At 37.5% G+C, this 14283-nt stretch carries 10 protein-coding genes; 5 read left to right on the top strand and 5 right to left on the bottom strand.

Features of this window, described 5'->3' with window-relative positions:
• Positions 1 to 30 precede the first annotated feature (30 nt).
• From H6G44_RS01515 to cruF, 3 genes are all read right to left on the bottom strand, one after another.
• Complete coding sequence (locus H6G44_RS01515; protein WP_242031614.1) at positions 31 to 351, bottom strand: hypothetical protein; 321 nt, start codon at positions 349 to 351, stop codon at positions 31 to 33.
• A gap of 147 nt (positions 352 to 498) precedes the next feature.
• Positions 499 to 1668 carry a 2'-O-glycosyltransferase CruG gene (gene cruG, locus H6G44_RS01510; RefSeq protein ID WP_190384786.1) on the bottom strand — a complete coding sequence of 390 codons (1170 nt, stop codon included), beginning with the start codon at positions 1666 to 1668 and terminating at the stop codon, positions 499 to 501.
• Positions 1669 to 1987: 319 nt separating this feature from the next.
• Positions 1988 to 2896, bottom strand: a complete 909-nt coding sequence (gene cruF / locus H6G44_RS01505) for a gamma-carotene 1'-hydroxylase CruF (RefSeq protein ID WP_190384785.1) — start codon at positions 2894 to 2896, stop codon at positions 1988 to 1990.
• A gap of 306 nt (positions 2897 to 3202) precedes the next feature.
• Here cruF and H6G44_RS01500 point away from each other — a divergent pair, with 306 nt between their 5' ends.
• The gene (locus tag H6G44_RS01500) at positions 3203 to 3625 is read left to right on the top strand and encodes a hypothetical protein (protein WP_190384784.1); all 423 of its coding nucleotides are present in this window, start codon (positions 3203 to 3205) and stop codon (positions 3623 to 3625) included.
• Positions 3626 to 3674: 49 nt separating this feature from the next.
• On the opposite strand, the gene rpmA is transcribed toward H6G44_RS01500, so the two are convergent.
• Positions 3675 to 3959: a 50S ribosomal protein L27 gene (gene rpmA, locus H6G44_RS01495; protein WP_190384783.1), complete on the bottom strand. Its 285-nt coding sequence runs from the start codon at positions 3957 to 3959 to the stop codon at positions 3675 to 3677.
• Positions 3960 to 4081: 122 nt separating this feature from the next.
• Positions 4082 to 4501 (bottom strand): 50S ribosomal protein L21, encoded by a 420-nt coding sequence (gene rplU / locus H6G44_RS01490; protein ID WP_190384782.1) that lies wholly within the window; start codon positions 4499 to 4501, stop codon positions 4082 to 4084.
• A 492-nt stretch (positions 4502 to 4993) separates the two neighbouring features.
• Here rplU and H6G44_RS01485 point away from each other — a divergent pair, with 492 nt between their 5' ends.
• The 4 genes from H6G44_RS01485 (at position 4994) to H6G44_RS01470 (ending at position 14155) form a co-directional block, all read left to right on the top strand.
• Positions 4994 to 7618 (top strand): DNA polymerase III subunit alpha, encoded by a 2625-nt coding sequence (locus tag H6G44_RS01485; RefSeq protein ID WP_190384781.1) that lies wholly within the window; start codon positions 4994 to 4996, stop codon positions 7616 to 7618.
• Between the two features lie 179 nt (positions 7619 to 7797).
• Positions 7798 to 9969: an ATP-binding domain-containing protein gene (locus H6G44_RS01480; RefSeq protein WP_190384869.1), complete on the top strand. Its 2172-nt coding sequence runs from the start codon at positions 7798 to 7800 to the stop codon at positions 9967 to 9969.
• 607 nt (positions 9970 to 10576) lie between these two features.
• Positions 10577 to 11461, top strand: coding sequence for a glycine--tRNA ligase subunit alpha (gene glyQ / locus H6G44_RS01475; RefSeq protein ID WP_190384780.1), 885 nt, complete (start codon positions 10577 to 10579; stop codon positions 11459 to 11461).
• Positions 11462 to 11779: 318 nt separating this feature from the next.
• Entirely contained in the window at positions 11780 to 14155 is a 2376-nt protein-coding gene (locus H6G44_RS01470; RefSeq protein ID WP_190384779.1) for a ComEC/Rec2 family competence protein, read from the top strand.
• Positions 14156 to 14283 lie beyond the last annotated feature (128 nt).

Raw genomic sequence — 14283 nt, 5'->3', positions numbered from 1 at the left:
TCCTTTTTTAATCTCCTGAACTTTGGGTATTTAAGCACTTATCGGAAAAATTGACGGCTGGATGAGTTCCTGTTGTGATAATGATAAGATATTGGTATCAATCAAAGCTGGTTTCATCACTTCTCCTTTCAAAAAATGCCTGTTGACGACGGATGTTGATTTCTTCACTGAAATTAGCAAATGTTTCATCTGACAACAGCCAGCAAACTGCATAGTTTGTTCTAGTGAACCTGGAGATGATTCTCCATTCAATCGCCAATAATGAATAAAATTATATAATTCTTCTAATTTATCTTCGGGAATGAGATTAATTTCTGTGATTACTTTGGTGCGGATGTTTAATAAATCCATAGAGCAAATAAATGTAGAGAATTTACAGATAAGATATACTAATTATATAGCCTGTGGTCTTTAAGAACCAAGATACTTTCTAATAAATACGATCGCTCTCCCCAATCAGATAAAGAGCGATACCCTCAGTCAACACCCTAAATGGCATTAATCACCATATTTCCGCCCGCGCCATTCTTTGGGAGTGCGGAGTGCAGATAAAAAGATTCGCAACACCGCTAGGGGGTCAGCTAAAGGAGAAAGCCAGAATAACCAACCACCATTAGCATCTTGACGATCATAAGAGGGAGCGATCGCTAATAATAAAGCAAAACGAATCACTACCAAAAATATATTTAATTCTAACAATAGCAGTGCCGGCAGTGAGAGAAGCAAAGGGGGAAACAGGAAATAACCCAGTAAAATCAATAAGGGTAAACCCTGTACCGCAGACAATAACCATAAATCACCCCAAACCTGAGCGCGGGAAGTTGCGTCTTTCAAATCTAGGCTACGTCCCCATTCTTTCCAGGTTTCTAAAGCCCCTTCATACATTCGCACCTTTAACACCTTTGCTCCGTCTAAAAAGCCCACTTTAAAGCCATTAGAGGCAATATTCCGGGCTAAGGTGACATCATCACAAAAAGAACCTTTAGCGCTGCTGTAACCATTCACAGCCTTTAACACAGACCGACGACACAAAAAACACTGGCCATTAGCCATGACCCGTTCTGGTTGTTCAGTATAAATACCCGTAGGATCAAATCTATACAGTAATGTCATCAACAAAGCCGGTTGTAATAAACATTCTCCCGGATATTTGAGAATAAATTGCGGTGATAAAGATACTAAATCATAACCTTGAGCGATCGCAGTTTTCACCAAACTCGCCACTAAACCAGGGTGGGGTTGAATATCTGCATCCATTCCCAAAAACCACTCACTACCCTCCGAAGTAAATAAAAACCCATTATGTAAAGCCCAAGGACGACCAACCCAGCCGGCAGGTAAAGGGTCATCTGTCATCACCCGAAAGCGGGGGTCTGTTATTGCTGCGGTTTTTACGAGGTCTGGAGTGCCATCTTGCGACTTACTATCAACAACAATAATTTCTCGAACTTCGTAACTTTGGCTACTCAAACCTGCTAACAGCGGACTAATTCGTAATGCTTCATTTAACGTCGGTACAACCACGCTAACTGTACCTAAAAGTTCTGGTGTGGGTTGTTGTGGTTCTAGGGCTGGATAACGTCCTGGACCTTTGAGTAAGCGGGAAAGTAAAATCGCCGTGGCGGGGACTTGAACCAGTAGCAGGAGGAGAGGAATAATATTTAGCAATTTTAACCTTGACTTTTTTTATAAACTAGCTAGTTTATATCTTCTCGCAATTTATGTAAATTAACTTAAATTCTAGGAACTTGACCGAAAAGACGGGACACAAGCCCCGTCCTTCTAGGACGGCTTTATGTTAAAATTTGGTCATAGTCGCCATAGGGCATTGGGAGACTTTAAACGGACATGGAGGGACGATAAGACCACTTGTGGCGTGTTTCATTGAAGTGTCAAGAATCACCGCACCTTCAGGTCGGTGAGTATGTCAACGTGTAATTAGGAAAGAGGTAAATAATTTCCTCCCCTCTTTCCTTTTCTCTCTTACCTACTTCAAAGCAACTTTCACATTATTAACCACAACTTCCTGACTAGCTGCTTCAATATTCACAGTTGCAGGTACGCTAGAACCTTTAGACCACAAAAGCACAGCCGGAGCTACACCCAGCACTATACCTAGCAATACCGGAATAGGAAACCCAGCGGCTAAACTCATCACTGTGGCAAAACCGAAATTACCTAAATAAACTAATAAAGGTACATTCAATTGGTAAGAGTCTAATTTAATCGGGTTTTGACTCCATAATAAAGCCGCTACAGTCATGAATAAAGTACCAGTACCCATCCAACCGACAAAGTTTTGGTAAGGCATACCAAAGAAAGCGCCTGGTTCGTACCAATACCAGAAAGGCAGGGAAGTTTGACTCATGGCTGGGTCAAGGACAAAATCCCAGGAGGTGAGTAGTAAAGCACCTAAAACAACTGCACCAATTTGACGAAACAAGCTGGGTTTTTTATCTACTTGTAAACCCGCACGCGCTAACACATAAGATACACATCCTACATAAAACCATGAAAGGGGAATTGTAAAAGGTACTAAACCAGAAATTTTATAACCTAAGCCACTCAAATAGCTATAGCCTCCAAAGGGAAAACCTGTACTAGTTCCTAATAATTCACTGGTGAGAGAAATTGATAAAGATGGTATTAAAAATCCTAAAGCCCGTGCCAGCCCCAAAGTTCGATAAGCATATAGGAACACTCCCAACGCCCCGAAAATCATGTATACCACACCACCACCTGCCATACTCCACTGCATGACTGTCTGCCCGACTTCTGATAGACTGACAAGTAGTTCGGCATTGGGAATAACAATTAATATCCCCACCAGTCCAAATACCATAGAAATGATATGACCAATTAGGCTTAGGCGCTCAACGATAACAAGTTGTCTCATATTCAATCCTTAATGATATGCCACTTGGCTACTCAACTGCTAACAGTTTACAAATATTCATGAACATATTTAACTAAATGTTGATCTTTATTCTCTCAAATTGGGAATTAGGGATTGGGATTCAACATTTAGAAACTTTAGGGGTTCAGTAAATATGTTGAACAACTAATGTATAACATACTGAAAACTCTGTGCCAGCAGATAGCGATTTGTGAGGTACAGAACTTTTAAAGTTATAGCAACCGCTAAGTTTATGCGAATTTCCTTCCTACCGACTCCTGACTCCTAACTCCTGACTTCTGCTATATGTCAATGAAAAAGATTCCTTGGTTCTCTCTTACACTAGTGCTATTGAGTTACAGCACATTAGGCTGGGTGATATTTGAAGAAAAAGCCCATTGGTATGTACGACTGATAACTGTGATAACTATCCTTTTATCACTAATCTTTATCATTAACCCTTGGTTGAAACTAGATGATTATTTTCATATTTTTTTCAAGTCAAATACTAGAACTTTTGGTGGAGCTATTTTAGCAGCTTTTCTGTTTTTTCTAATGATTGCCTGGTTTCGGATATTTCTTGATATGTTACTTGTTCTATGCGCGACCATTTTAGCCAAAATAGACTTTCAAGGAGTTGGTTTAAAACCAACACTAGCTTTTGGCTGTATATCTTTTTGCTCATTGCTAGGTTTAGGAATGGGCGCACTTATCAATTACTACATTTAAAATTAGTCTCTGGTCATTAATTATCTAATGACCAATGACTAATAACTAATTAGCTGGCCACAGCTTCTACAGCTTCTACAACTGCTGGATAAACGCTAACTTTTTTCTGGCTTTTACCTTTTCTTTCAAAGGTAACTACACCGTCAACCAGCGCGAACAAAGTATCATCACTACCAATACCAACGTTGTTACCAGGGTGAACCTTAGTACCACGTTGACGGACAAGAATATTACCTGCGCGTACAGTTTGTCCACCATAACGCTTGACACCTAGTCTTTGAGCATTAGAGTCACGACCGTTTCGCGTACTACCTGTTCCCTTCTTATGAGCCATAATTCCCTCTTTTCTATTGACTTTGATTTATCCCAGGTTGCTAGTTATTTAGTTTAGGCTGGTAACTGGTAATTACTATGTATTTCCTGTCACCTGTAACTTAACTAGCAACTTAACCTTTTTTATGATTCTGCGGATGATTCTTCTGCGGTTTCTTCGGCGAAATCAGCATCAATAACGGGATATTCAGCACCTGTTGGGGCTGCTTCGTAAGCTAAAACTTCGCCGTTAAGATTGATAGAATTAATCAAAAATCTGGTTATTTCCTGGCGATGTCCCCGTTTTTTGCGGGTTTTCTTTTTAGGTTTCATCTTATACACCAGGACTTTGCGACCTCGGAGGTGTCGCATAATTGTCCCTTCGACTGTCGCACCTTCTACTAAAGGTTGTCCAATGGAAAGTGCGCCGTCGTGGTTTACAAGTAATACAGCATTGATGGTAACTTTTTCATCTGGTTCGGCGTTGAGTAGTTCAATGTCGTAAAAGCGACCTGCTTCTACTTTCATTTGCTTACCGCCAGTTTCAATAATCGCGTAAGTCATTAAATTGTCCTTGAGGTTGCCGTACAGGTAGCTGGTTTATAATCTCCTGTGAAGACGCTATTATTTATAGCTTGACCAGCTTTTGCAGTATGTCTACCTGATCCGAGCAGGAATTAGACAGACAATCTAATATGTTACCTGATTGATAGCAAATTAGTCAACCCCTTAGGAAATATAATTTTATTTTCCGCTGATTTCCGAAAAGATCATTCTTGGGTTTGTAGGTAAGTAAGACACAGATGTACAAATTTTTAACTAATCTGAGCAACTTATATAGGGGTGCTCAGATTTTTCATAAGTAATTTAACTAGGTTGGCGTTAAAAATTGTTGTTATAGCAAGGAAAGAGTAAAGACGTTGTCATTGATTTTGCGTTTCCTTGCACAATTTGGTTTTATTGTGTTAACCTACTTAGGTCTTTATTTTCTCTTTGACAGAGAAGATAAAGTCAAAATTATTAATTTACAATTCTATTACTTTACCAAATACTAATATGTCCTTTGTTCCTTTGCATATTCACAGTGATTATAGCTTACTTGATGGTGCTAGTCAATTACCAGAATTGGTAGACCGAGCGATCGCATTAGGAATGAAAGCCATTGCTCTCACAGATCATGGTGTCATGTATGGGGCTGTGGAACTCATAAAAATCTGTCGCAGTAAGACTATAAAGCCAATAATTGGTAACGAAATGTATATCATTAATGGTGAAATTGACAAACAAGAACGTCGTCCTAAATATCATCAAGTTGTATTAGCAAAAAATACTCAAGGCTATAAAAATCTAGTTAAATTAACCACCATTTCTCACCTGCAAGGAGTACAAGGTAAAGGAATTTTTTCCCGTCCTTGTATTAATAAAAATTTACTCAAACAATATAAAGAGGGTTTGATCATTACCAGTGCTTGTTTAGGAGGAGAAATACCTCAAGCAATTCTTAGTAATCGGCCAGATGCTGCTAGAAAAGTTGCCAAGTGGTATAAAGAGGTATTTGGGGAAGATTTCTATTTAGAAATTCAAGATCATGGTTCACAAGAAGACCGAATTGTAAATGTAGAAATTATCAAAATTGCCAGGGAATTAGAAATTAAATTTATCGCTACAAATGACTCTCATTTTATCTCTTGTTTTGATGTAGAAGCGCACGATGCTTTACTTTGTATTCAAACAAATACCCTCATTAGCGAAGATAAAAGAATGCGGTATAGCGGTACAGAATACCTAAAATCATCAGAGGAAATGCACCAGCTATTCCGTGACCATTTACCTGATGATATTATCGCTGAAGCCATAGCTACTACAGAAGAAATTGCTGATAAAGTTGAACCTTATCACATCATGGGTGATCCACAAATTCCTACACCTACAATTCCTTCAGGACATACGGCAGATACTTATGCAGAAGAAGTTGCATGGTTAGGACTATTAGAAAGATTAAATCGCAAATCTCGTAACGAAGTAGATCCAGTCTATAAAGAAAGATTGGAATATGAATTAAAAATGATTCAACAGATGGGATTTTCCACCTACTTTTTAGTAGTTTGGGACTATATTAAATTTGCGAGAGATAATAATATTCCTGTTGGTCCAGGACGGGGTTCTGCGGCAGGTTCTTTAGTAGCTTACGCTATGAAAATTACGAATATTGACCCCGTACATCATGGTTTATTATTTGAAAGATTTCTCAATCCTGAACGTAAATCAATGCCGGATATTGATACAGATTTCTGCATTGATAAACGAGATCAAGTCATTGATTATGTAACTAATAAATATGGTGTTGATAGAGTTGCCCAAATCATCACTTTTAACCGTTTGACATCAAAAGCAGTGTTAAAAGATGTCGCTAGAGTATTAGATATTCCCTATGGAGATTCTGACAAAATGGCGAAAATGATTCCTGTAGTTCGGGGTAAACCTACAAAATTAAAAGTGATGATTTCCGATGAAACTCCCGAACCAGAATTTAAAGCCAAATATGATAATGATCCCACTGTGCGGCGCTGGATTGATATGGCCATGCGAATTGAAGGTACTAACAAAACTTTCGGTGTTCATGCTGCTGGTGTGGTTATTTCCGCAGAACCATTAGACGAACTTGTTCCCCTACAGCGAAATAATGACGGTTCTGTAATTACCCAATATTTTATGGAAGATTTGGAATCATTGGGATTATTAAAAATGGACTTTTTGGGGTTGCGGAATTTAACCTTAATTCAAAAAACCATTGATTTAATTGAACAAAGCAAAGGATATAGAATTGATCCTGATCAAATTACTGGACAGGAAAGAAAGGCACAAAAAATATTAGCCAAAGGTGAATATACCAGCCTACCAAAAGATGTTACTAAAGCTTATTCATTATTAGAAGCAGGTGATTTAGAGGGCATATTTCAATTAGAATCTTCAGGAATGAAACAGATAGTCCGAGATTTGAAACCTTCTAATATTGAAGATATTTCTTCTATTCTCGCACTTTATCGTCCGGGTCCATTAGACGCAGGATTAATTCCTAAATTTATTAATCGGAAACATGGACGAGAAGAAATTGAATATGATACTCAAATTTTAGAGCCGATATTAAATGAAACCTACGGAATCATGGTTTATCAAGAGCAAATTATGAAAATTGCTCAAGATATGGCAGGTTATAGTTTAGGACAAGCTGATTTACTCCGTCGCGCTATGGGGAAAAAGAAAGTATCGGAAATGGAAAAACAAAAGCAAAATTTTATTGATGGTTCTGCAAAAAACGGTGTAAAATCACAAGTTGCTGAACATTTATTTGGGGATATGTTAAAATTTGCCGAATATTGTTTAAGTTATGATACAGAAATTTTAACTGTTGAATATGGTTTTTTAGAGATTGGGGAAATTGTGGAAAAGCAAATTGAATGTAAAGTTTATACTGTTGATAGTAATGGAATGCTTTATACTCAATCAATTGTCCAATGGCACAATCGAGGACAACAGGAAGTTTATGAATACTTATTAGAAAATGGGGCAATTATTCGCGCTACTAAAGACCATAAATTCATGACTGAAGCAGGGGAAATGTTACCCATTGATGAGATTTTTGCCCAAGGATTAGATTTGTTACAAGTGGAAAGTTTATAACTCCTTCTTTATTAGTCAAGAAAATTCATCTGCTCTTAACTATTTACGTAAATATATGAAAATATAATGTCTTAATAATGTCTTAATTATGAGATAATATATCAGTATATTCTCGCTGGTTCACGGTGCATTAGTGATGATAGTTTAAAACCCGTAACCATTTTATGCGGATAAGAAAAATGGCTGTAGGTATAGAAGAACAGGGTAGCAAGTTTATCACCACCGAAGCAATCAGAAATCAAGACGCAGAACAGAAGGTTTGGGATGCTTTTCGGAATGCGTTTGCTGATAGAAACTGTATTGGATATTGGCGTTATCCCATTTTTTCCAAAGTTGGAGAAATTAGAAAAGAGCCAGATATCTTAATAGTTGATAGAGGATTTGGTGTGGTTGTAGTTGAAGTTAAATCTATAAATATTGACCAAATTACTAATATTAATGGTCAACAATGGCAATTACAAAATTCTGCGGAAATAAATCCCTATCAACAAGCAGAACATCAACTGCGAGCCTTAATATCTTATTCTGATAGAGAAACAGCACTTTTACGGAAAGTGAATGGTAAAGCTTTGGTTGCATTACCGCAAATTACCGCCGAAGAATGGCAGCAAAAAGGCTTTGATAAATTACCAGATGTTCCACCAATTATATTCCAAGACCAATTAGGAAAGGTTGTTTTACTTGAACGGATTCAACAAGCTAATACTGTGATTTCTGGTGCAGATTTAGAAGATGTAAATTGGGAATTATTATTATCAGTGATTGGTGGTACACCCTTACTGCGTAAACCCCCTCGTCATCAAGTTAGTGCTACTGGAAAAACCCGTTCTAGCGTCATTGATAGTTTACGAGAAAAACTTTACGAGCTTGATTTACAACAAGAACATATTGGCAAAGAAATTCCCCCAGGTCCACAACGTATTCGCGGTATTGCAGGTTCAGGAAAAACAGTTTTACTCTGTCAAAAGGCCGCAAATATGCACCTAAAACATCCAGATTGGGATATTGCATTAGTATTTTTTACCCGTTCCTTATATGATTTAATAACTGGTTTACTCGACCAATGGATAAAGCGTTTTAGTTGTGGTGAAATGCAGTATGACCCCAAAACTAACTCGAAGTTACGAGTCTTTCATGCTTGGGGAGCAAAGGAACAACCAGGTTTATACCGCACTATTTGTGAATATCATGGTAAAAGACCGGGAACAGTTCAAAACACTAATGAAAAACAGCCAAATCGAGGTTTAATAGATTTAAGTAAACGGCTATTGGAAGAAATTACTATTGAACCAATGTTTGATGCCATCTTAATTGATGAAGGCCAAGATTTAGTAGCCGAAGATGATTTAAAATATCAGGATAAACAAGCTATTTATTGGTTAGCTTATCAATCTTTACGACCTGCTGATTCTGAACAACCAGAACAAAAACGCTTGATTTGGGCTTATGATGAAGCTCAAAGTTTAGATAGTTTAAAAATTCCCACTACATCAGAATTATTTGGGATAGATACTAAGCTTAATAAAGCGGTAACTGGTAACTATAAAGGTGGTATTAAAAAATCGGAAATTATGCGCCGTTGCTATCGAACACCAGGTCAAATTCTCACATCTGCTCATGCTATTGGCATGGGTTTGTTACGTCCAGAAGGAATGTTAGCAGGACTCACAAATCAAAAAGCATGGAAGCAAATTGGTTATGAAGTTGTAGGTAATGGTAAATTTATTTCCGGTAGACAGATTACTTTGCGTCGTCCACCAGAAAACTCACCAAATCCCATATCAGAAATTTGGGGAAACCATGTTTTAGAATTTGAAACTTATAGTTCTCGTCAGGAAGAAATGAAGGCTTTATCCGAGAACATTATGCACAACATTGTCCATGACGGACTCAACCCTAGCAGGGATATTTTAGTATTAGTTTTAGGTTCATCTTATGAAGCCATGGAATTAGAAACTCAGATAGCTGGTTTCTTGATAGAGTCTGACATTGATGTTTATATTCCTACGGCTTTAAAGTTAAATGATTTAGTTCCCCAATATCCAAATAATGATCCTGATAAATTTTGGCATGATGGTGGTGTAACCGTATCACGGATTACTCGCGCTAAGGGACATGAAGCAGATATGGTATATGTCCTGGGTTTTGATCATGTGGCGCGGAATGAAAGTGATGTGAATTTCCGTAACCAGTTATTTGTGGCTTTAACTAGGGCGCGAGGTTGGGCTAATTTAAGCGGTGTGGGTAGTTATCCTATGTATGAGGAAATGCGAAAGGTTATTGCCAGTGGGGAGAGTTTTACTTTTACCTATAAGCGTCCACCTAAGCGAGATATTGGGGATGGTGATTAATATCTCATAAGACAGGGAATAAATTCCCTGTCTACAAGCTAAAGTCGGTTTTAACCGACTATTTTTATTTTATTTATTTGCAAAATCAATTAATATATAGAGGTTGAACTATGGATAATATAACTGCTCTCGAAATACTCCATATGTTCGAATTTTAGAAAAAATAAACTTATGTGATATTAAATTAGAATATAATCTAGTATTGACTGGCTTTTTACCAACAAATCAAATTAAGCATATTCCAAAAATAACACTATATTAATTATTATACATTGGTGGATTGAGAACATATGGCTCTTGCGTCCCTTTTATAGAGAATTAATACTACCGAAATCAGTTGTTAAACTGACAACAAATGCTTTTCTTTTATTTATGCAATAAACAATATGTAAAGATAATTACATTTATCAGAATAAGTTATAGTTTCTTACGCTACAAACTAGATTTTATTGTCCGTGACTCGCTCAGTGTATCAAAATTACCTTGATTTTTCAATTACTGTTTTTATCTTTGTTTTGGCTTGGTTTTTATTTGCCTGAAAACTGCTCACTATGCTGGGTTTAGTCCACAATGGGTTAAGAATTGTTGAGTTAAGGAAGAGCAGATAGTGAATTTCCAGTCCGTAATAGCGATATTGCATGAGTTTTGGGGACAGCGTGGCTGCTTGATTGCCCAACCCTATGATATGGAGAAGGGCGCGGGGACTAAGAATCCCCATACGTTTTTAAGAGCCTTGGGTCCAGAACCTTGGGCTGTGGCTTATGTTGAGCCTTGTCGTCGTCCCACAGATGGCCGTTATGGGGAAAATCCGAATCGCTTTCAGCATTATTATCAATATCAAGTATTGATTAAACCATCACCAGATGATATTCAGGAAATTTATCTGGATTCTTTACGGGCATTAGGGATTCGTCCTGAAGATCACGATGTTCGCTTTGTGGAGGATAATTGGGAAGATGCGACGGTGGGCGCTTGGGGTACTGGCTGGGAAGTGTGGTTAGATGGGATGGAAATTACTCAATTTACATATTTTCAACAATGTGGTGGTATTGATTGTCGTCCTGTATCTATTGAGATTACTTATGGTTTAGAGCGTTTGGTGATGTACCTTCAGCAAGTGGAGGCTATTACTAAGATTCAATGGACTGATAACATTACTTATGGTGATGTTCATCTTCAGGGTGAAATTGAACAGTGTACTTATAATTTTGAATCGTCAAATCCTGAAATGTTGCTGACTTTGTTTAGTTTATATGAGCAGGAAGCTACTCAATTAACAGAGCGAGGACTGGTTTTACCTAGTTTGGACTATGTAATCAAGTGTTCTCATGCTTTTAATTTGCTGGATGCTAGAGGGGTAATTTCGGTGACAGAACGGACTCGTTATATTACCAGAATTCGGCATTTAGCTAGGAAAGTGGCTCATTTATATGTTGAACAAAGGGAAAAGTTAGGTTTTCCGTTGTTGAAAACTATGGTTGAGACAAGATAGACTCTGATTTGGCGTTACCAGATTAAGCATGGTAACGCACAAAATCCTCAGTTATCTTCCTTCTTTTTGGCTAAGTAGCCTTACGAAATAAGATTTTTATTATGTTAAATTAATTAATAATTACGATTTAAACACTGAAAATCAATCTTTTTAGCATATTGGTAATGTTTCTTCTTGCTGCATTAGCGTTAAATTTAAGTATCTCTTTGTGATGTGGCGATCGCTAAAACCACCAAAGATGAATTATATCTTTCCAAAGCTGGTTAAATATTTATACAATATTCTCTGAACTGGGTGTTTTGGCATTTATTGTGATTTATGATCGAGACAAGTGGAATAATTATCTGTCTTAGTTATATTTTGGGTTTGCTATTTACCGCAATTCCTGGAGGTGGTGTATGGATTTTATTATTGAGTGTCCTGGGGTCTGTTTTATTTCGCCCAATATATACTAATTTACGGAAATTGGCACTGAAAAGAGCAGGTGCTGTTGGTAAAAATAAGGCTGTTGCTAATGACTGGATAGATGCTCCCCATCCTAAAATATGGTTAATAGCTGGTGTGGTGGGTTTATTAGCTACTGTTTATTTTCAATGGCGTGTACCTCAACCGGGAATTAAGGATATTAGTCGGTTTGTGGTTGAGGATAAGAGTAATCTTGAACAACTGGTGATTGTACACGGTTTTGTGGATAGCAATCCGCGAATAACTCGTAGTCAACGAGGACAATTTTGGTTAGCAGCAACTCAGTTAGATGAGGTAAAAAATAATCAAAGACCTGCAGAGATATCAAAGGGGGTGACAGGTAGGTTATATGTGACTGTACCGATACTGCAATCTACCGGTTTATATCCCGGACAACAAGTTGCGGTAACTGGATTTTTGTATAAACCTACAGCGGCTTCCAATCCTGGTGGTTTTGATTTTCAGAAGTATCTGCGGCAAGAGGGGACTTTTACGGGTTTAATTGGTAGAAAGATTAATATTCTGGATGATCAACGTCCCTGGGGATGGTGGCGAATTCGTGAGAAAATTGGGCGATCGCAATCTCGCTTATTAGGTGTTCCTGAAGGTCCTCTTGTCAGTGCAATGGTTTTAGGTGGTAGGGCTGTTGATTTACCCTATGATATCCGAGATTTATTTGTCAGGACTGGTTTAGCCCATGCTTTAGCTGCATCTGGGTTTCAAACTTCTCTAATTTTAGGTGTAGTTTTACAGCTAACAAGACGTACAAATAAAGCTACGCAGATTACCCTGGGTGGCTTGAGTTTAATTGTGTTTTTGTTTTTAGTAGGTTTTGAACCTGCGGTATTAAGAGCCGTAATTATGGGGTTTGCGGCTTTGGTGGGTTTAGCGTTAGAAAAAAATGTTAAACAATTGGGGTCTTTCTTAATCGCAGCAACATTTTTATTGTTGTTTAATCCTCTATGGATTTGGAATTTAGGTTTTCAATTAAGTTTTTTAGCTACATTAGGGTTAATTGTCACTGCACCAGCAATAGATCAACGTTTAGATTGGCTACCTCCAGCAATTGCTTCTTTAATTTCTGTACCTTTAGCAGCCACAATTTGGACTTTACCCCGACTGCTGGAGTTTGCTGGTGTGATTGTAGTTTATAGTTTGCCTCTAAACATCCTCACGACTCCATTTATTTCTATTATTAGTCTTGGGGGAATGATTAGCGGTTTGGTAAGTTTGATTTCTCCAGATTTTGGTGGCACTTTAGCCAGTTTTTTATATTATCCCACCCATTGGTTAATTCAAATGGTGGAATTTTTCGATCATTTACCAGGAAGTCAGATCCCAGTTGGGAGTATATCAATTTGGCAAATGTTGACTATCTATCTGTTACTGATTTTAATTTGGCTAGTTCGGTGGTGGCAAAAACGCTGGTGGTTTGCGGGTTTTATTATGGTCGGTTTGGTACTTGTTCCCCTTTGGTATTCTCATAATAATTTGCAGAGAATTACTTTGTTAGAAACTAAAAATGAACCTGTTTTAGTAATTCAAGATCGAGGGAATGTTACTATCATTAATAGCGGTAATGAAGGTACAGGTAGATTTACGATTTTACCATTTTTAAGACAGCAAGGGGTAAATCAAATTAATTGGGCGATCGCTAGTAAGTTTCCAGGTTATACTCATGATGCTTGGGTGGAAATTATGCAAAGTTTACCAATTAAAAATTTCTATGAATATACTCCTCAATTAGAAAACAATATTGCCACTCAATTACTACAAAAAGAACTCCAAAAACAACAAGGACTCTATCAAAGTTTACCACTTGGTCAACCTATAAATAATTCGACAATTACGGCACAATTAATTAATGACCAAGTACCGATTTTAAAACTGCAAATTTTCCATCAAAATTGGTTATTAGTCGGTAATATTACATCTCAACAAATTAAAGAATTGATCAAAAGCGGAGATTTGTCTTCTCCTCAAGTGTTGTGGTGTCCATCAGAATCTTTGCCAGATCTAGTTTTAGCCCTGAAACCACAAATAGCTATAGCACAGCACTCTGTAGGCATTCCTCCTGCTAATAATCTAGATAATAAAACATTATCTTCTTTAAGTAAAGAACAAACAAAACTTTTCTTTACCGGTCAAGATGGTGCGGTTCAATGGACACCTAATGGGGATTTTCAAACTTTCATTCAGACAACAGAAAATAAATCTTCGGTTTTATAATATACAGGACTTTTAGATTGGGAGAGGTATAAATTATGCGGGCATCTTGCCCGCACCACAACAGTTTTATCATTAATATCTGTACTTCAGAATACCGAGTAATACTGTAATATATTGTTGTCTAAAGA

It is taken from the genome of Aphanizomenon flos-aquae FACHB-1287 (assembly GCF_014698755.1).
Classification (GTDB): domain Bacteria; phylum Cyanobacteriota; class Cyanobacteriia; order Cyanobacteriales; family Nostocaceae; genus Dolichospermum; species Dolichospermum flosaquae.
This window is presented reverse-complemented; position numbering and strand designations above follow the sequence as displayed.

Excerpts from the sequence above, each read along its gene's own strand:
- H6G44_RS01500 (WP_190384784.1), top strand. The coding sequence starts at position 3,203 with ATGTCAATGAAAAAGATTCCTTGGTTCTCTCTTACACTAGTGCTATTG.
- H6G44_RS01485 (WP_190384781.1), top strand. The coding sequence starts at position 4,994 with ATGTCCTTTGTTCCTTTGCATATTCACAGTGATTATAGCTTACTTGAT.
- H6G44_RS01515 (WP_242031614.1), bottom strand. The coding sequence starts at position 351 with ATGGATTTATTAAACATCCGCACCAAAGTAATCACAGAAATTAATCTC.
- rplU (WP_190384782.1), bottom strand. The coding sequence starts at position 4,501 with ATGACTTACGCGATTATTGAAACTGGCGGTAAGCAAATGAAAGTAGAA.
- H6G44_RS01470 (WP_190384779.1), top strand. The coding sequence starts at position 11,780 with ATGATCGAGACAAGTGGAATAATTATCTGTCTTAGTTATATTTTGGGT.
- cruF (WP_190384785.1), bottom strand. The coding sequence starts at position 2,896 with ATGAGACAACTTGTTATCGTTGAGCGCCTAAGCCTAATTGGTCATATC.
- H6G44_RS01480 (WP_190384869.1), top strand. The coding sequence starts at position 7,798 with ATGGCTGTAGGTATAGAAGAACAGGGTAGCAAGTTTATCACCACCGAA.
- rpmA (WP_190384783.1), bottom strand. The coding sequence starts at position 3,959 with ATGGCTCATAAGAAGGGAACAGGTAGTACGCGAAACGGTCGTGACTCT.